The following is a 19,716-nucleotide window of genomic DNA, read 5'->3' on the forward strand; positions in this document are numbered from 1 at the left end:
CGACCGCGTTTTTTTCTCAACTCACAGTTTAAAAACTCAAGACTCCGGCTCGGTCTTCTTCCCCGCCAGCATGGCTAAAAAGTCATATTTAGCCTGTAACTCTTTCTCTGCCGCCGCATACAACATCTCTGCTACTTCCGGCTGTTGGGAGTTCAGTCTTCTGAACCGTTGTTCATTATTGAGCGTATCGGTCAGCCCGCTGGAAGGCGGTCTTGAATCGAGGGCCAGTGCCGGTTTGCCTTCTTCGACACGACGCGGATCGAAGCGGTACAGTGGCCAGAAACCGGTGGTAGTCAGTTGTTTCATCTGGTCGTGACTGAGCGCCAGATCATAGCCGTGTTCCTCGCACGGGCTGTACGCGATAATCAGTGACGGCCCCGGATAAGCTTCGGCTTCCTGAATGGCTTTGACGGTCTGGTTAAGCTGCGCGCCGAGTGAAATCTGCGCCACATACACATGACCGTACATCATCATGCTCACTCCCAGGTCTTTGCGTGATTTGCGTTTTCCCTGTTCTGCGAATTTCGTGACTGCACCGAGCGGAGTCGCTTTCGACTGCTGTCCGCCGGTGTTGGAATAACACTGGGTATCGAGCACCAGCACGTTGACGTTTTCGGTCAGGCTTAAGACGTGATCCAGGCCGCCGAAACCAATGTCATACGCCCAGCCGTCACCGCCAATCAGCCAGATGGATTTATCCACCAGATAATCGGCATCGGTGGCTAACTGACGCGCATCCGGCGTGTCGATGTCTGCCAGAATTTTACGCAGCGCCGTGACATGCCCGCGTTTCACTTCAGGCGTGGACGTGTCATTGCGCAGGCCACCGAGGACGTCCGCCGGAATATGTTCCGCCAGCGATGCAACCAGACGCAGCACGCGGCGGCGGTGCTGATCAACCGTCAGACGAAAGCCCAGCCCGAACTCGGCGTTGTCTTCAAACAGTGAATTTGCCCATGCCGGACCGCGACCTTCGGCGTTAGTGGTGTACGGCGTTGAAGGCAGATTACCGCCATAGATAGAAGAACAGCCGGTGGCATTGGCGATCAGCAAACGGTCGCCATAAAGCTGGGTCAGCAGTTTGATGTAAGGCGTTTCGCCACACCCGGAGCAGGCACCGGAATACTCAAACAGCGGGGTGATCAGCTGAGACGTGCGGATATCAATGCGTTCCAGCGTGGTTTTATCAATCTCCGGCAGTTTGAGGAAGAAATCGTAATTGGCGCGTTCTTCTTCCAGATGTTCGATGCGATCCGCCATATTAATGGCCTTGATGGACGGATCCTGACGGTCTTTCGCCGGACACACTTCAACGCACAGATTACAACCGGTGCAGTCTTCCGGTGCGACCTGCAACACGTACTTCTGACCGCGCATGTCGCGGGATTTCACATCCAGCGATTGCAGGGCAGACGGCGCATCTGCCATAAATTCCGGCTGAACCACTTTGGCGCGGATCGCCGAGTGCGGACAGGCGGCGACGCAATGATTGCACTGGGTACACAAATCCGGTTTCCAGATCGGCACTTCTTCGGCAATGTTGCGTTTTTCCCATTGCGTGGTGCCGGTCGGCCAGGTGCCGTCCGGCGGGAACGCGGAAACTGGCAGGGCATCGCCAAGACCGGCCAGCATGGTAGCGGTGACAGTTTTGACGAAATCCGGTGCCGCATCGGAAACAATCGGCGGGCGTTTGCGCGGATTTTCCGGAATAGCCTGCAGCGGCACGGAGACCAGTTCTTCCAGCGTAGCGGCCAGCGCCATCCAGTTGCGGGTGACGATCTCTTCGCCTTTGCTGCGGTAACTGCGGGCAATCGCGCCCTGCAATTCGGCGAGCGCCTGTTCGCCCGGCAGGATCTGCGTCAGGTGGAAGAACGCCATCTGCATGACGGTATTAATGCGCGCGCCGAGTTTGCATTCGCGGGCAATTTTGGCAGCGTTAATCACATAGAAACGGGCTTCGTGCTGGATAAGTGTCGCCTGCACTTCCAGCGGTAAACGCGCCCAGACTTCATCAGCGCTGAACGGCGTATTGAGCAGGAAAATCCCGCCCGGACGCAGACGTTCTGCCATCTGATATAAATCGATAAACTGCCACTGATGACAGGCAACGAAATGCGCCTGACTGACCAGATAAGCAGATTTGATCGGCTTTTCACTGACACGCAGATGCGACACCGTCAGGCCACCGGCCTTTTTGGAGTCGTAGACAAAATAACCCTGCGCATACATCGGCGTGCTGTTGCCGATAATTTTGATATTGTTTTTGGTGGCCGATACCGAACCGTCGCTGCCCAGGCCATAGAACAGGGCCTCGAGCGACGCGTGCTGCGGCAACGCTTCTTCCACCACCGGCAGGGAAAGGCCGGTGACGTCGTCATAAATGCCGACGGTAAAGCGCGGACGCGGCTGGCTGAGCGACAGTTCGCGGAACACCGACAGCACGCAATCTGGCCCGAATTCTTTCGAAGATAATCCGTAACGGCCACCGCTCACTTTCGGCAGTGAATCGCGTTCGCCACGGGAATAGGCTTCGGCCAGCGCGGTCATCACGTCGAGGTATAACGGTTCAGCCAGCGCGCCCGGCTCTTTGGTGCGATCCATCACCGCGATGCTTTTCACACTTTGTGGCAGCACGGACAGCAAATGTCCGGCGCTGAACGGACGGTACAGCCGGACCTTCAGTACGCCGACTTTTTCGCCACGGGCATTCAGGGTTTCAATCACTTCTTCGGCGGTGCCGATGCCGGAACCCATCAGCACAATCACCCGTTCGGCTTGCGGATCGCCAACATATTCGAACGGCTTATATTCACGGCCGGTCAGGACGGCAAAAGCATTCATCGCATCAATGACGTGCTGGCAGGTGGCGTTGTAATACGGATTGGTGGCTTCGCGGGACTGGAAATAAGTGTCCGGGTTGGCGGAGGTGCCGCGGATCACCGGATGGTCCGGCGACAGAGCACGGGCGCGATGCGCATCAATCTGCGCCTGCGGCAACATCTGCTGGAGCGTGTCATCACTGAGCGGGGCAATTTTGTTGATTTCGTGCGAGGTCCGGAAACCGTCGAAGAAATGAATGAACGGCACGCGGCTGTTGAGACTGGCAACCTGAGAAATCAGCGCGAAATCCTGCGCTTCCTGCACGCTGGCGGCAGAGAGCAGGGCGCAACCGGTCTGGCGTACGGCCATCACATCCGAATGATCGCCAAAAATGGACAGCGCGTGGGTGGCTACGGTGCGCGCAGCGACATGCAGCACGAACGGCGTCAGTTCACCGGCCAGCTTGTACAGCGTCGGGATCATCAGCAACAGACCCTGAGACGAGGTGAACGAGGTCGACAGTGCGCCGGTCTGCAACGCGCCATGCACGGTGGAAATCGCACCGGCTTCCGACTGCATTTCCATTACCGTCGGGACATCGCCCCACAAATTTTTCTTCCCTTCGCCTGACCAGGCACCGGCAATTTCGGCCATGGTTGAACTGGGGGTGATTGGGTAGATAGCAATCACTTCGTTGGTACGATAAGCCACGGAAGCGACTGCATTATTACCATCAGTGGTGATCATGGAATACCTTTTTTGCTTTGCTCACAATGGCAGCCAGCGGAAAAGTCGGTTGCTGGCGGGAATGTTAAAAGCTTAGCAGAGGGCGGATTAATCGATTTATCCTGATTGTGTGCAGGGCTATTTCGGCTGATATTTTAAGCGGTTACTGAATAACCCGAGGCGCTGGGATTATTATTAGCTGTCGTGCAGAAGCCGGTTCGGGACAGCGGCTAAATAGGGGCGTGAAGGGCGCGCGCGTGATGATTAATGAATATCTTTCGACAAATTCAGTCAGCAGCGCCTTATCATTATATTTTTCCGCGAATGCAGCGGGAAAAGCGGTTAATTACTGTTGGTTTTATGCGTTAAAGAAATAACAGGCCGAAATAAAATGTGTCTGAGTGTTTAAATTTGAGATTATTTTAGGAAAAAGTTGATGTTATTTTGCCGAAAGGCTCGACGCAGGCGAAAAACGTCGGATATGATGGCGATTCGCAAAAAAATCCCCGTCATATTCAGGAGCAGGACAGATGATCACTGCGTTTCGCGTGTTACTGGCCGCCGGTGTGCTGGTGTTAGCCGCATGCAGCAGCCACGACGATTCGGCTGACGTTCCACAAAAAGGCAACAGCGTTAATATCGGGCAACGTACCGTTAATATGGATAGCCCGGCGTATGCAGCCTGTTCGATGGCGGGCGGGCAATTACGGATGGCGCCGCAACTTGATGGCAGCCGCGTCGGTATGTGTTCGATGGCTAATGGTCGTCAGTGCTCGGAAAGTGCTTTGATGCAGGGTGTGTGTAAAGCCTGATAAACGCCAGACAGTCGTCTGGCGTTTTTGCAGTTAACGTGGCAATAAATTTACATCCGGTCTTTCAGACGATAAATCAACTGGTGTTTACCCTGTTTCAGGGTCAGTTTGTTTTCCTGCAAGGTCAGCGCCGCGCCGTTATTGAGCACATCGCTGATCACGTGATCCCACTTATTCAGGTTTTCATCCGGGCACATCATCATGGTGGATGCCAGTCCTTTCACGGTCAGCACGTTGTTTTGCAACTGGCCCTGACCCATGAAGTTATTACACATTTTTCCCGAAACGTGCATGTTTGAGCCGAACTCAATGTCCGGAATGCGCCCTTGCGCGGCAGGAACCGTCTGACCATCGACGCTCAGCAACTCAAAACGGTGATGCTGCAAATCGGTCTGTTTAACGGCGGTATTCTGATTCATGCTGCACGCCCCCAGGGTCATCGCGGCGGCCAGAACAAACAGTGACTTCTTCATCTTCTCTCCTGAGAAATATTCCTTTGGCATTCGCCATGTCGATATATTCAACTGACTTATGCGATATTTGTTGGCGTATTATAGCGTGAATGAATGGGGCTTAAAACCTTGTCCGTCTTTATCCCGTCATCTCCCGATCATAAAAGCGTCATTTTAGCCCGATAGGTTATGCCCATCACCGGTCAGAGAGACTTACAGCGGCATGAGCTACCTATCACTGCATCACATCCGGAAATCCTGGGGGACGAAAGTGGCCCTCAATGACATCAGTTTTGATGTGGAAGAGGGTGATTTTATTGCCTTGCTCGGTCCTTCCGGCTGCGGAAAATCGACGTTATTACGCACCATCGCCGGGCTGGAAACGGCGGAAAGCGGTACCTTGTATTTTCAGCAATCCGATGTCACGTCGCTGGCACCCTCGCAGCGTAAACTGTCGATGGTGTTTCAGTCTTACGCGTTATTCCCGCATATGAATGTGCGCGAAAATCTGCTTTTCGGCCTGCGTGCACGTGGCGAAGACAAGCATCATTTTGCATCGCGGCTGGCGGACGTCAGCAGGCTGATGGAACTGGAGCCGCTGCTCGACCGCTTACCTTCGCAGCTTTCCGGCGGTCAGCAACAGCGCGTGGCGCTGGGCCGGGCGGTGATTGCCAACAACAGGCTGTGCCTGATGGACGAACCGCTTTCCAATCTCGACGCCAAACTGCGCCAGAGTATGCGCCGCGAAATCCGTGCAATTCAGAAGAAGCTCGGCCTGACCTTATTGTATGTCACGCACGATCAGACCGAAGCGATGAGCATGGCGGACAAAATCATTTTGCTCAACGATGGCCGCATCGAGCAACACGACACCCCGGATAACCTTTATAACAACCCGACCAGCATTTTTGCCGCGCAATTTATCGGTGCGCCGCCAATGAATATTCTGCCGCTCGAACGCCGCGGGCAGCATCACTATCTCGCCGGTACGCCGCTGCCGGTGGTGGAAAACCTCAACGAAAACGCCCTGAGTCTCGGCCTGCGCGCCGAAGATATTCAGCTGATTTCGCCTGAACACGCCAGCCTGACCGCCCGGGTGGTCAGCCATGAATACATGGGGGCGGACACCCTGGTGGCCTGCGCACTTGCCGGATATCCCGAGCTAATGACCGTGAAAGTCGCGGGCATGAAACGCTTTGCTGATGGTCAGAAGGTCGGTCTGCAATGGACCACGGGCGCACAATATTTTTTCATTACAGCAGACGGAAAACGCTGCTTCCACGCTGAGCAATCCTGTTTACCGTCAGATCACAGAGTTGCCGTGTAGTTGTCATTTTTTGCCGTTATTCACTTTTATTGACTCATACAACGCCTATTGCCGAAGGGAAAACTATGTCACCTGTTCACCGTTTTTCACGTCTCGCTACCGCCGTTCTGCTCATCTCCTGCACCTCTGCTTTTGCGGCAGATCCGGTGAAATTACAAATGTATTACCCGATTGCTGTCGGCGGGAAAATCAGTCATACGGTGGATACGCTGGTGGAAGATTTCCAGAAAACACATCCTGATATCAGCATTCAGCCGGTGTATACCGGTGATTACGCCACCACCGTCACCAAAGCGCTGACGGCGTTTCGTGGCGGCAATGCCCCGCAAATTGCGGTGATCGGCGATATTGAAGCGTATTCCCTGATCGACGCGGGCGCGATTTTGCCGGTCAGCGATCTGGCGAATGACGCAGACGGTAAAAAATGGATCGACGGCTTCTATCCGGCCTTTATCCGCCACATTCAGGGCAAAGTCTGGAGCATTCCGTTTCAGCGTTCGACGGTGGTGTTGTACTGGAACAAACAGGCGTTTGAGAAGGCGGGTCTGAATGGCGACACGCCGCCTGCCAGCTGGCAGCAGGTGGTCGATTTCGGCAAAAAACTGGTGGTGCGTGACGGTTCTGAAGTGAAGCAGTGGGGCATTGAAATCCCGTCCACGCCGAACGGTTACTGGAATTTCCAGGGGATTGCGGCCACCAACGGCAGCCATCTGGATAATGGCAAAGGCACGGCAGTGACGTTTGACACACCCGCCAATGTGGAAGCCCTGCAATGGCTGACCGATCTGTCGCAGAAAGAAGCGGTGTCACCGAAGGGCACCATCGCCTGGGGCACCACTCCGCAGGACTTTATCGACGGCAAAACGGCGATGATGGTCACGACGACCGGCAATCTGACGACCGTGCGTGAGAACGCGAAATTCCCGTTTGGTGTGGCGATGCTGCCGGAGAAAACGCAGCGTGGCAGCCCGACCGGCGGCGGTAATCTTTACGTCTTCAAAAACACCACGCCGGAACAACAGAAAGCGGCACTGGAATTTATCCGCTGGGTTTCTGCCCCTGAACAGGCGGCGCGCTGGAGTATCGCCACCGGTTATGTCGCGACATCGCCTGCTGCGTGGGAAACCCCGGTCATGCAGGATTATGTGAAACAGGTGCCGCAGGCGCTGGTGGCCCGCGAACAACTGAAATATTCGCAGCCGGAACTCTCGACCTATAACAGCGTGCAAATTCAGGAACTGATGAACCACGCGATTGAAGCTGCGGTCACACAGGCAAAAACGCCGGCAGACGCGCTGAGTTCGGCGCAGAAACAGGCTGACCGCCTGCTGAAACCGTATCAGTAAGCGCGAAAGGAACAGCATGAGCACATTTCACGCGGTTCTTCCGACCACCCGCACACGCGGGTTGTCATTACAACTTTACGGCTATCTGTTGCTGCTGCCCGCGCTGGGTTTTCTGCTGCTGTTTACCCACTATCCGGCGCTGGCAACGGTGTGGGAAAGTCTGTTCAGCGCTGCCCGCAGCGGGCATCCGCCGCAGTTTGTCGGGCTGGATAACTACCGTGCGCTGCTGGACGACGATGTGTTTATGTTGTCGTTACGCAACAATCTGCTCTACGCCCTTATCACCATCCCGCTGTCGGTTGCCCTTGCGCTGCTGATGGCGCTGGCGGTCAACCGTCGTCTGCGCGGCAATGCGCTGACCCGCGCCGCTTTCTTTATTCCTTCGCTGCTGCCGATGGTGGCGATTGCCAATCTGTGGCTATTTTTCTATACGCCGCAACTCGGTTTGCTCAACAAAATGCTGGCGCTCTTTTCGCTACCTGCGGTCAACTGGCTGGGTGAACCGGGCACGGCACTCTACAGCCTGATGGCAGTTTCAGTCTGGCGCGAGGCCGGGTTCTTCATGATTTTCTACCTTGCCGCATTACAGCAAATCGACCCGCGGCTGGCCGAAGCGGCAGAAATCGAAGGGGCATCACGGCGCTATTTCTTCCGCCGGGTACAGTGGCCGCTGCTGATGCCAACCACATTATTCGTGCTGATCAACGCCTCGATGAATGCATTCAGGATTGTCGATCAGGTGATTGCGATGACCAACGGCGGGCCGAACAACAGCACCAGTTTGCTGCTGTTTTACATCTACCGCACGGCGTTCAGTTACTGGGATTTACCGGCTGCGTCGGCAATGACCGTCGTGTTACTGGTGATCCTCGCCGTCATCGCGCTGATTAAATTCAACCTGCTGGATAAAAGGGCGCATTATCAGTGAAACCGTTTTCTTTCAGCCGCCTGATCCTGAATCTCGCCATCTGGCTGGCGGCGTTACTGTGGTTTTTACCGGTGCTGGTCGCGGTCTGGGTGGCGATTCATCCGGCGTCAGTGCAGGGCAGTTTTTCGCTGTTTGCGCCGCTGACTTTTCAGAATTTCATCAACGCCTGGCAGGCGGCACCTTTCGCGCGCTACTTCATGAACACTACTTTACTGGTGATGATGATTGTGGTGTGCCAGCTGATTCTGGCGACGCTGGCGGCTTACGCGCTGGTGCGGTTTAAACTGAAAGGGGCAGGCTTTATCTTCGCGCTGATTTTGCTGCAACTGATGATAAGCCCCGATGTGCTGATCCTGAACAACTACAAAACCATTGGCGCGCTCGGGTTGCGTGACACGCTGGCGGGCATCGCCCTGCCGTATTTTGCCTCGGCGTTTGCCATTTTCCTGCTGCGCCAGACGTTTAAAAGTATTCCGCTGGTGCTGGAAGAAGCCGCCATTGTGGAAGGCGCCAGCCGGTTTTATATCTTGCGCAAAATCTATATCCCGCTGGCGAAACCGATTTATGTCGCTTTTGCACTGGTTTCCATCAGCTTCCACTGGAACGATTTTCTCTGGCCGTTAGTGATCACCGATTCCGTCAAAGTGCGGCCGGTGACGGTCGGACTGCAGTTGTTTTCCGCGCCGGAGCAGGGCGTGCAATGGGCGCTGATCAGTGCCGCCACCCTGATGACCGTGTTGCCACTGCTGGTGTTATTTCTGATATTTCAGCGTCAGTTTGTTCAATCCTTTATGCGGGCAGGGATCCGTTAAGATCCCGACAGGAGAATGTTATGGCCGTCACCACTTTATCCCCTTTGTTATCCGAACGGCAGGCGCTGGCGCTGGGCAACGTGAGTGCATTTTATCAGTTGCCGGACGTTCACGATGCGCTGGTCACTGGCACACGGCTGCGTTTCGGGCTGATTGCCGACCCGCAGTATGCGGATGCCGAACCCCAAAAAATCCGTTATTACCGCAACAGCCTGAATAAACTGGCCACCGCCATCAATGAGCTTAATGATCTCAAACTCGATTTTGTGGTCACGCTGGGTGATCTGGTGGACCGCGACTGGAGCAGCTTTCAGGCCGTTCTTGCCCGTTATGAGGCGCTGCGCCACCCGCATGCGGCGGTGATCGGCAACCACGACGCGCAGGTGATTTCCGAGCATCTCGGGGCGCAGAAACCGGCCATCGGTTTACCGAAAAGTTATTATTCGTTCAGTTTGCCGGGCTATCGTTTTCTGGTCATCGACGGTAACGACGTCAGTTTGTATTGCAACCACGCCAATGCCGATGACCGCCAGTTAGCAGAATATATGCTGGAAGAACTGACAGAATGTCAGCAGTCGCAGGCGCAGCCATGGAACGGTGCGGTCGGGCCGAAACAGCTTGAATGGATTGAGAAAAACTTGCTTGAGGCGCGTGAGCAGTGCGAGGTGGTACTGGTTTTCGGCCATTATCCGCTGACACCGGTTAACAGCCACAACCTGTGGAATTGTGAAACGCTGGTGGAATTGCTGTGCCGGTACGACGTTCGCGCCTATTTCGCCGGTCACGATCACCGTGGCGGTTATGACCGTGTAGACAATACTGATTTTATTACGCTGAAAGGTATGGTCGACGGCGAAAGCAGCCTGCCATTTTCCTCGGTCACGCTGGCTGATGATGTCCTGACCCTCACCGGCTACGGCCCGGAAATCAGCCGGGTGCTGAGCCGCTGAGTGTGTTGCAGCGCAGATGCAGAAAGTAAAAAGGCTCACCGGAGTGAGCCTTATAATGATGATGCTGATTACGTGATTAAAGCAGGTTCGGGCAGACCACACCTTTCGACAGCTGATCAATATTCAACAACGTCGTTTCTGAAATGCTGGTCAGTGCGTCGCTGGTCAGGAAGGCCTGATGGCCGGTGAACAGCACGTTGTGGCAGGACGACAGACGACGGAAGACGTCATCAAGAATCACTTCGTTAGAATTGTCTTCGAAGAATAAATCGCGTTCATTCTCGTAAACGTCCATGCCCAGTGCGCCGATTTTTTGCTTTTTCAGGGCATCGATAGCCGCAGTGGCATCCAGTAATCCGCCACGGCTGGTGTTGACGATCATCACACCGTCTTTCATTTTGGAGAAGGCTTCTGCATTAAGCAGATGATGATTTTCCGGTGTCAGCGGGCAGTGCAGCGAAATGACATCGGATTCGGCATACAGCGTATCCAGGTCGACATACTCCGCGCCGAGTTCGAGGGCCAGCGGGCTGGGATACGGATCAAACGCCAGAATGCGCATGCCGAAACCTTTCAGGATCCGCATCGTCGCCACGCCAATTTTACCCGTACCGATAATACCGGCGGTGCGCTGATACATGTTAAAACCGATCAGACCTTCCAGCGAGAAGTTGGCTTCACGCGTGCGTTGATAAGCGCGATGGATGTGGCGGTTAAGACACATCATCATTCCCACTGCATGCTCAGCCACCGCTTCCGGCGAATAAGCCGGTACGCGCACCACCGAAATTCCCAGTTCTTTTGCGGCATCTAAATCGACATTGTTAAAGCCCGCACAACGCAGTGCCAGCGTTTTAATGCCCAGAGAGGCCAGTTCCTGCAGCACTTCGCGGCCGCCATCGTCATTCACGAAAAGGCAGACTGCATCGGCACCTACCGCCGTTTTCGCTGTTTGCGGGGTCAGCAGAAAGTCGAAAAATTCCAGTTCATAGCCATAATGCGCGTTGACCAGTTCCAGATATTTCCGGTCGTAATTTTTAGTACTGTAGACAGCCACTTTCATGGTGTTTCTCCGCAGTGAGTTTGAATCTCTGGCGAAACGGCTTCCGCATGTTTTATAAGGAATAAACAGTTTCAGAAACAATTCGCAATATGCCATCAAACTAGCAGAGCGCAGGAAGGCAGACAATTTATCCTGTGCTATTTGATTCAGGTGCTCTGGCATTCCTGTCATCAGTTGTTACGCTAATTATGATATCTTGCGGGCGTTTAGATCATTTAGTGAAGCATAAGACAAGGCAAGTCATGAGGAACGGACTGAAGAAAAGCGCGCAGATACTCCTGAGTATAGTGGTGATTATTGCGCTGCTGTTGTGGGTGTTATGGAAAACCGTGCCGCGCTGGTTGCCCGTTGTTGCCAGCCACTGGTTGCCGGGCGGAACCCAACTGGTGCTGAGTGGTTCTCCGCACTGGTCGCACGGCGTCCTGCAACTGCCGGGCGTGCGCTATCAGGCCGGGGACTGCACGCTCGCGACGGCACGAAATGCCCGCCTCAGTCATAACACCGGCCAATGGGCGCTGAAGCTTGATGCGCTGACGGTCGATACCGCCTGTCTGGCAAAACTGCCCAAAAGCGAAAGTCAGTCAACGCTTTCCCTCGCAGAGATACAGCAACTCCTGCCTGCCGGTGACGTCAGTATCGGCCAGCTTTCTGTAACGCCGTGGCAGCATTACGCCGCCAGTGTGCAGCTCAGTAATCTGGACGGCGTACAACATCTTTCTGTGAATGGCGATGCCCTGAAACTTGACGCTGTGCTTGACGGTAACCGTCAGCTTGCCATCCGTTCATTCAGTCTGACGCCGCCGGGCAGTACGCAGCCGGTGACGCTCAGCGGTAAACTGCTGCTGCCAGCGAATCTCGATCATCTGCCTGAATCCGGCGAACTGCACGCCGAAATGCAAACGGCGCAGGTGCCTCAGCCGCTGGATATTACGCTGAGCTGGCAGGCAACCGACGGTATTCTGACGCTGACCGAAAAGGGCAGTGATCAGCCTCTGGCGATGCTGCCATGGAAACTCAACAATAACGAATTACAGATCACGCAGGGACAATGGCGCTGGCCTTATGCCGCACAACCCCTGGCAGGGGGCGTAAATCTGACGCTCAGCGACTGGTCACCGGCGTTTGATCAGACCCACATTACCGCAAGGCTGAATGTGCTGACGCAGGGCCACAACGGCAAGGCCAACGTGGTGCTGACGCTCGGGCCGGGACGCATTGGTTTACTCGACAGCGATTTAGGTTTCCGCCTGACCGGTCAGGCAAATTTACAGACCACGTCTCTGAGTGCGTCATTGCCCGGTCAGCTCAGCGGCTCGGTGCTTAACCCGACGCTTTCATTGCGCAGCGGTTCGCTGTTACGGGCGTGGGGTAAGCCGACGCCGGAACTGACCATCAGCGATGCGCGCTGGCCACTGGCGGGGGTCAAAGTCTCCGCAGAGGGCGTGAGCGGGCCGTTGCAAGCGATCCTCAAAGCACGTCACAGTTTCTGGGGCGCGTTTGATCTGCATCTCAGCGGGAAATCGCTGGCGTTCTGGCCGGACATTGGGTTGTGGAATTTCAATTACTGGGGCAACGGGCATCTGCCGCCACTGAACGGCCGCTGGGACATGTCTGGCAAAGGCCAGTGGCACGACAATCTGATCAGCATTAATTCGCTCTCGACGGGCTTTGACCGCCTGCATTACGGGCTGGCAGATGTCGATGCGCCGCGCCTTACGCTCGAACACCCTTTGATCTGGAAACGTCCGCCATCCGCCCGCTTCAAACCGCAGTATCCTGATGAGCCAACGGCGTTTAAAGGGGACATCAAACTGGTGGCGAAGAAGATTTCGCTGGCGAACGGCGGCTATCTGCCGCCCGCCACGCTGACGTTACAGCTCAGCGGTGGCAGCCCGGACAGTTTCATCATGCGCGGGATGCTGGATGCCAAACCGATCGGCCCGATCCGGCTCAACGGGCGCTGGGATGGCGAACGTCTGCGCGGGGAAGGCTGGTGGCCGAAACAGCAACTGACCGCGTTCCAGCCGCTTCTCACGCCGGATCTGAACATCAAATTACGTGAAGGCACCTTCTACGCGCAGTCGGCATTTTCGGCCGCGCGCGGGCAGGGATTTGTCGCGGGGGGGCACTGGGTGGTGAAAAACGGGGGCTTCTGGATGCAAGACGGCGACCTGAGCGGGCTGGATTTCAGCCTGCCGTATCGCCTTCAGGATCAGGTCTGGCAGCTCGGCGTGAAAAAGCCGGTGACGCTGCGTATCGGCGAAGTGAACAATCTGGTCAAAATGCAGAACGTGACGGCCGATTTACAGGGACATTATCCGTGGAGTGAACAAACGCCACTGACCCTGAGCAATCTCGGTGTCGATATATTGCGTGGTCATCTCAGCTTGTCGGCGCTGCGTATGCCGCAGCATGATGCGGCTGTGCTGAAGCTGGAAAAAATCAATCTCAGCGAACTGTTTACGGCGCTGAAACCCAAGCAACTGGCGATGTCCGGTGTGATTTATGGTGAGTTGCCGCTGTATGTGGAAAATCCGCAGTGGATCATTCATAACGGTTGGATCAGAAACGACGGCAGCCTGACGCTGCGCCTCGACCCGCAATTTGCCGATGCAATGGCCAGCGGCAATTTCGCCAACAATATGGTCATTGGCCTGCTGCGCTATCTGGAAATCAGCCGTTCCGATGCGCAGGTCAGTCTGGATAATCTTGGTGTGCTGACCATGAAGGCTAAAGTTGACGGTGTGAATTACACCGACACGACGCACGGTGGCGATAAAGAAAAACGTGAAATCGTCCTCAATTATTCCCATGAGGAAAATATCTATCAGCTTTGGCGCAGTTTGCGTTTTGGCGACAATCTTCAGGAATGGCTGCAACAGCAGATGTCTTTGCCTGCTGATGCGCTGTCAAAAAATCCGTCTGCGGCGGGACAGAAAAAGGATCCAACAGTGAGGAAGGAACAATGAAATTGCGAGTTGTCGGCCCGGGCGTGGCGCTTTGCGTAATGATGCTCAGCGGTTGCGTGCCGCGTATCGAACTGGCCGCGCCGAAAGAGCCGATCACCATCAACATGAACGTGAAAATCGAACACGAGATCCATATCAAAGTGGATAAAGACGTGGAAAATCTGTTGAAGAATCAAAGCGATTTATTCTAGGGGCCACTATGTCCGCGATATTTTTCAATAAAAACAGCATCAGGAGAATCAGCCTGATGTTACTGACGGGTGGTTTACTGTTTTGCAGTCAGGCGTTCGCGTTAACGCTCAATGAAGCCAAACAGCAAGGGCGCGTGGGCGAAACCTTGTCCGGCTATCTGGCACCGCTGAAACAAGACGCCGACAGTGTCGCGCTGGCGACAAAAATTAACGAGGGGCGCAAACAGCAATACGAACAGGTGGCGCGGGACAATAACGTCAGCACCGACGATGTGGCAAAACTCGCCGGACAAAAGCTGGTCGCCCGTGCCGGGAAGGGCGAATACGTCCGTGGCATAAATGGTAAGTGGTTGCAGAAGTAAGCAGAGGATCGCAGGCAAAAAAAAGCGCGCCTTTCAGCGCGCAATAGCTTTATCACAACATCATCTGAGCGGAACGGACAGATTCTTAAGTGAATGGGTGCTCAGATTGTGATAACGATAATTATGCAGCAGCCAGTTCTTTGATGGCGGCATCGATTGCTGCTTTCGCATCAGTCTGTGCTTTGGTCGCCACTTCAGGACCGTAAGCAATACCTTCCGCGTAAACGAATTCTACGTCGCTCATCCCCAGGAAGCCCAGGAACAGAGACAGGTATGGGGCAACCAGGTCGCTTGGGGTGTCTTTATGAATACCACCACGGCTGGTCAGAACGATAACGCGTTTGCCTTTCACCAGACCTTCAGGGCCTTTCTCGGTGTATTTGAAGGTCACGCCAGCACGGGCAACCAGGTCGAAATACGTTTTCAGCTGAGTCGGGATGTTGAAGTTGTACATGGGTGCAGCGATAACGATCACGTCATGCGCCTGCAGTTCGTCAATCAGGGTGTTAGACAGCGCCAGTGCTTCTTCCTGACGTGGAGTCAGAGGAGCATCGGAAGGACGCAGTGCGCCAACCAGTTCGCCATCTAATACAGGGACTGGGTTAGCCGCCAGGTCACGAACTGTCACGGCAGAACCGCTGTTTGCAGACTGATACTGTGCAATCAGGTAATCGGCCAGTTGATTTGACTGAGAGAAGTTAGCCAGAATGCTTGATTTCAGAACGAGTACTTTGCTCATTAGTGAGTTCCTTAACTGTGTGATACATAGGGAATGGTTTTTTATAACCAGAACGTCCCCCGAATGGAACTTACTTTATTCACAAAGCTTATTCAGTGATAGCGCAATATTTAGAGACCTATCATCGATTTTTTTGAACAACTTTAATCCTGCGGCGTAATCACCCGTTTTCAGCATGTTCAATACCTTGTGTTAACATAGACACAAGCAGGCAAGGCTTAAACCTTCCTCATCACCCATTCAGATTCAGCTGGCGCAGACGTTTTGCTCTCCGGCTGACATGCAACAAGGAATTGTGAACGTGAAATCACCGCTCGCGGCATTATCAGCGCAGTTAGACGGGCTGATGCTACGTGACCGGCAACGCCTGCAACGCCGTTTGCAGGGTGCCAGAAAGATTGATAAACCTGAAGCACTCGACGCGTTAAGTGCTGAAATCCAGACCGCCATCAACGAGAGCCTGAAAAAAGTCAGTGCCCGTGAAGCCTCACGGCCAAAAATCAGCTATCCGGAAAACTTGCCGGTCAGCCAGAAGAAAGAAGACATCTATAACGCTATCCGCGATCACCAGGTAGTGATTGTCGCAGGTGAAACCGGCTCCGGTAAAACCACACAGATCCCGAAAATCTGTATGGAACTCGGTCGCGGGATTAAAGGCGTGATTGGTCATACTCAGCCGCGACGTCTGGCGGCGCGTACTGTGGCCAACCGTATTGCCGATGAGCTGGATACCACGCTCGGTAACACGGTCGGTTATAAAGTTCGCTTTAACGATCAGGTCAGTGAAAACACCCTCGTTAAGCTGATGACCGACGGTATTCTGCTGGCGGAGATCCAGCAGGATCGCATGCTGATGCAGTACGACACGCTGATCATCGATGAAGCGCATGAACGCAGCCTGAATATCGACTTTATCCTCGGTTACCTGCGTCAGTTGCTGCCAAAACGCCCCGACCTGAAAGTCATTATTACCTCGGCGACTATCGATCCGCAGCGGTTCTCGCGTCATTTTAATCATGCACCGGTCATTGAAGTTTCCGGCCGGACGTATCCGGTTGACGTGCGTTATCGCCCGATTGTGGATGACGCAGATGATGTGGATCGTGACCAGTTGCAGGCGATTTTCGATGCGGTCGATGAACTCGGCCGCGAAAGCATGGGCGACATTTTGATCTTCATGAGCGGTGAGCGTGAAATTCGTGATACTGCCGATGCGCTGAACCGTCTGGATTTGCCTCACACCGAGATTTTGCCGCTGTATGCGCGGTTGTCGAACAGCGAGCAGAACCGCGTATTCCAGTCGCACTCCGGTCGCCGTATCGTGCTGGCGACCAACGTCGCCGAAACCTCGCTGACCGTGCCGGGTATCAAATATGTCATTGATCCCGGCACCGCGCGTATCAGCCGCTACAGTTTCCGCACCAAAGTGCAGCGCCTGCCGATCGAACCGGTTTCGCAGGCGTCGGCTAACCAGCGTAAAGGCCGCTGCGGACGTGTTTCCGAAGGTATCTGTATCCGCCTGTATTCGGAGCAGGATTTCCTCTCGCGCCCGGAATTCACCGACCCTGAAATTCTGCGCACCAATCTGGCTTCCGTCATTTTACAAATGACCTCGCTGGGGCTGGGCGATATCGCCGCATTCCCGTTTGTTGAGGCGCCGGACAAACGCAATGTTCAGGATGGCGTCCGTCTGCTGGAAGAGCTGAACGCCATTAATAACGCCGTCGATGGTCGCTATACGCTGACACCGCTCGGTCGTCAGTTGGCGCAGTTGCCGGTGGATCCGCGTCTGGCGCGCATGGTGCTGGAAGCACAGAAAAACGGCTGCGTACGTGAAGTGATGATCATTACCGCCGCGCTGTCGATTCAGGATCCGCGCGAGCGTCCGATGGACAAACAGCAGGCGTCCGATGAAAAACATCGTCGCTTTGCCGACAAAGACTCTGATTTCCTGGCATTCGTAAACCTGTGGGATCACCTGCAGGTGCAGCAGAAAGCGCTGTCTTCTGCACAGTTCCGCAAATTGTGCCGCAGCGATTTCCTCAACTATCTGCGCGTGCGCGAGTGGCAGGACATTTACACCCAGTTGCGTCAGGTAGTGAAAGAACTGGGGCTGCCGGTGAACAGCCTGCCCGCTGAATACCGCGAAGTTCATTGCGCATTGCTGACCGGTTTGCTGTCGCATATCGGCCAGAAAGATGCCGATAAGCAGGAATATACCGGTGCACGCAATGCCCGTTTTGCGGTGTTCCCTGGCTCCGGATTATTCAAAAAACCGCCGAAATGGGTGATGGTCGCCGAACTGGTGGAAACCAGCCGCCTGTGGGGGCGTATTGCCGCGCGTATCGAACCGGAATGGATCGAGCCGCTGGCTCAGCATCTGGCGAAAAGCAGTTACAGCGAGCCGCACTGGGAAAAAGCCCAGGGCGCGGTGATGGCGACGGAAAAAGTCACGCTGTACGGCCTGCCGATTGTGGCGGCACGCAGGGTGAATTACGGCACGATTGATCCGGTCGTGTCACGGGAACTGTTTATCCGGCATGCGCTGGTGGAAGGCGACTGGCAGACCCGTCATGCGTTCTTCCGCGCTAACCTGCGTCTGCGCACCGAAGTGGAAGAGCTGGAACACAAATCCCGTCGCCGCGATATTCTGGTTGATGACGAAACCCTGTTCCTGTTCTATGAACAACGCATCGGGCAGGAAGTGGTGTCGGCGCGTCATTTTGATACCTGGTGGAAAACGCAGCCGCAGGACAGCCTGAACTTTGAAAAAAGCATGCTGATCAAAGAGGGCGCGGGCAATATCAGCGCTCACGATTACCCGAATTTCTGGCATCAGGGCAATCTCAAACTGCGCGTGACCTATCAGTTTGAGCCGGGTACCGATGCTGACGGCGTAACGGTACATATTCCTTTACCGCTGCTCAATCAGGTGAGTGAAGAAGGTTTTGACTGGCAGATCCCGGGCATTCGTCGTGATCTGATCATGGCGCTGATTAAATCGCTGCCAAAACCCGTTCGCCGCAATTTTGTGCCTGCGCCAAATTACGCGGATGCCTTGCTCGGGCGCATCAAACCGTTCGAGATGCCGTTGCTGGATGCGATGGAAAAGGAACTGCGTAAGATGAGTGGCGTGACGGTGTCACGCGAAGACTGGCAGTGGGATCAGGTGCCCGATCATCTCAAAATGACGTTCCGCATTGTCGATGATAAAAACAAAACGCTGCGCGAGGGCAAAGACCTGGCCGCGCTGAAATCTGGCCTGAAAGAGCAGGTTCAGCAAACGCTTTCTGCGGTGGCTGATGACGGTATCGAACAACGCGATCTGCATGTCTGGAGCTTTGGTACCTTACCGGAACGCTACGAACAAAAGCGCGGCGGCTATGAAGTAAAAGCTTATCCGGCGATTGTGGATGAGAAAGACAGCGTAGCGATCCGCCTGTTTGACAGTGAACTGGAACAGCAACAGGCAATGCTCAGCGGAATGCGACGTCTGCTGCTGCTGAACATTCCTTCACCGGTCAAATACCTGCATGAGAAGTTGCCGAACAAAGCCAAACTGGGGCTGTATTTTAACCCGTATGGCAAAGTGCTGGATCTGATTGACGACTGCATTTCCTGCGGCATCGACAAACTGATTGCGGAGTCCGGCGGGCTGGTGTGGCGTGAAGAAGATTTCGCAAAACTGCATGAGCACGTGCGCGCCAACCTGAATGATACGGTGGTGCAGATTGCGATTCAGGTGGAGCAAATTCTGACGACCGTTTTCAGCATCAATAAACGGCTGAAAGGACGGATCGATATCAACATGGCGCTGGCGCTTTCAGATATCAAAACCCAGATGTCCGGGCTGATTTATCGGGGTTTCGTGACGCAAAATGGCTGGAAACGTCTGCCGGATACGCTGCGCTATTTGCAGGCCATTGAACGCCGGATGGACAAACTGGCGATGGATCCGCATCGCGACCGTGCGCAGATGCTGAAAGTGGAAAACATCCGGCAGCAATGGCAGCAGTGGTTGAACAAACTGCCGCCGGTGCGTCAGCAAAGTGATGAGGTGAAAGAAATACGCTGGATGATTGAAGAACTGCGCGTCAGCTATTTCGCTCAGCAACTGGGCACGCCGTATCCGATTTCGGATAAACGGATTTTGCAGACCATGGAGCAACTGGTTTAACCGGTTCTCAAAACTAAAAAACCGCCTGATACACGAAGGCGG

14 protein-coding genes are annotated in these 19,716 nt (G+C 54.6%); 10 read left to right on the plus strand and 4 right to left on the minus strand.

Features of this window, described 5'->3' with window-relative positions:
• Positions 1–36: 36 nt before the first annotated feature.
• Positions 37–3,567, minus strand: coding sequence for a pyruvate:ferredoxin (flavodoxin) oxidoreductase (gene nifJ / locus GW591_RS05550; protein WP_166860257.1), 3,531 nt, complete (start codon positions 3,565–3,567; stop codon positions 37–39).
• Positions 3,568–4,076: 509 nt separating this feature from the next.
• Between nifJ and GW591_RS05555 the strand changes: the two genes are divergently transcribed.
• The gene (locus GW591_RS05555; RefSeq protein ID WP_013575393.1) at positions 4,077–4,358 is read left to right on the plus strand and encodes a putative hemolysin; all 282 of its coding nucleotides are present in this window, start codon (positions 4,077–4,079) and stop codon (positions 4,356–4,358) included.
• Positions 4,359–4,408: 50 nt separating this feature from the next.
• On the opposite strand, the gene hslJ is transcribed toward GW591_RS05555, so the two are convergent.
• On the minus strand, positions 4,409–4,831 hold the full coding sequence (gene hslJ, locus GW591_RS05560; RefSeq protein ID WP_013575394.1) for a heat shock protein HslJ: 423 nt from the start codon (positions 4,829–4,831) through the stop codon (positions 4,409–4,411).
• 202 nt (positions 4,832–5,033) lie between these two features.
• Here hslJ and GW591_RS05565 point away from each other — a divergent pair, with 202 nt between their 5' ends.
• From GW591_RS05565 to GW591_RS05585, 5 genes are all read left to right on the plus strand, one after another.
• A complete protein-coding gene (locus GW591_RS05565; RefSeq protein WP_166860259.1) occupies positions 5,034–6,137 on the plus strand; it encodes an ABC transporter ATP-binding protein in 1,104 nt (367 codons plus the stop codon).
• A 65-nt stretch (positions 6,138–6,202) separates the two neighbouring features.
• Complete coding sequence (locus tag GW591_RS05570; protein WP_037033938.1) at positions 6,203–7,483, plus strand: ABC transporter substrate-binding protein; 1,281 nt, start codon at positions 6,203–6,205, stop codon at positions 7,481–7,483.
• 16 nt (positions 7,484–7,499) lie between these two features.
• Positions 7,500–8,411: a carbohydrate ABC transporter permease gene (locus GW591_RS05575; RefSeq protein ID WP_166860262.1), complete on the plus strand. Its 912-nt coding sequence runs from the start codon at positions 7,500–7,502 to the stop codon at positions 8,409–8,411.
• The gene (locus tag GW591_RS05580) at positions 8,408–9,223 is read left to right on the plus strand and encodes a carbohydrate ABC transporter permease (RefSeq protein ID WP_013575398.1); all 816 of its coding nucleotides are present in this window, start codon (positions 8,408–8,410) and stop codon (positions 9,221–9,223) included. Before GW591_RS05575 ends, GW591_RS05580 begins: the two co-directional genes overlap by 4 nt.
• Positions 9,224–9,243: 20 nt before the next feature.
• Positions 9,244–10,173 (plus strand): metallophosphoesterase, encoded by a 930-nt coding sequence (locus GW591_RS05585; protein ID WP_166860265.1) that lies wholly within the window; start codon positions 9,244–9,246, stop codon positions 10,171–10,173.
• 76 nt (positions 10,174–10,249) lie between these two features.
• Here GW591_RS05585 and GW591_RS05590 read toward each other — a convergent pair whose 3' ends face one another.
• A complete protein-coding gene (locus tag GW591_RS05590) occupies positions 10,250–11,236 on the minus strand; it encodes a 2-hydroxyacid dehydrogenase (RefSeq protein WP_013575400.1) in 987 nt (328 codons plus the stop codon).
• Between the two features lie 242 nt (positions 11,237–11,478).
• Between GW591_RS05590 and GW591_RS05595 the strand changes: the two genes are divergently transcribed.
• Genes GW591_RS05595 through GW591_RS05605 form a run of 3 tightly spaced genes read left to right on the plus strand, consistent with a single transcriptional unit; the run spans position 11,479 to position 14,758 of the window.
• Positions 11,479–14,205, plus strand: a complete 2,727-nt coding sequence (locus tag GW591_RS05595) for a YdbH family protein (RefSeq protein ID WP_166860267.1) — start codon at positions 11,479–11,481, stop codon at positions 14,203–14,205.
• A complete protein-coding gene (locus GW591_RS05600; protein WP_013575402.1) occupies positions 14,202–14,396 on the plus strand; it encodes a YnbE family lipoprotein in 195 nt (64 codons plus the stop codon). Before GW591_RS05595 ends, GW591_RS05600 begins: the two co-directional genes overlap by 4 nt.
• Before the next feature lie 56 nt (positions 14,397–14,452).
• Positions 14,453–14,758 carry a YdbL family protein gene (locus GW591_RS05605; RefSeq protein WP_013575403.1) on the plus strand — a complete coding sequence of 102 codons (306 nt, stop codon included), beginning with the start codon at positions 14,453–14,455 and terminating at the stop codon, positions 14,756–14,758.
• Between the two features lie 121 nt (positions 14,759–14,879).
• Here the strand turns inward: GW591_RS05605 and GW591_RS05610 are convergent, their stop codons facing one another.
• Entirely contained in the window at positions 14,880–15,497 is a 618-nt protein-coding gene (locus GW591_RS05610; protein ID WP_013575404.1) for an FMN-dependent NADH-azoreductase, read from the minus strand.
• Between the two features lie 301 nt (positions 15,498–15,798).
• Between GW591_RS05610 and hrpA the strand changes: the two genes are divergently transcribed.
• A complete protein-coding gene (gene hrpA, locus GW591_RS05615) occupies positions 15,799–19,674 on the plus strand; it encodes an ATP-dependent RNA helicase HrpA (RefSeq protein ID WP_121019371.1) in 3,876 nt (1,291 codons plus the stop codon).
• The last annotated feature ends 42 nt before the right edge of the window (positions 19,675–19,716 follow it).

The organism is Rahnella aceris, assembly GCF_011684115.1.
GTDB classification, from domain to species: Bacteria; Pseudomonadota; Gammaproteobacteria; order Enterobacterales; family Enterobacteriaceae; genus Rahnella; species Rahnella aceris.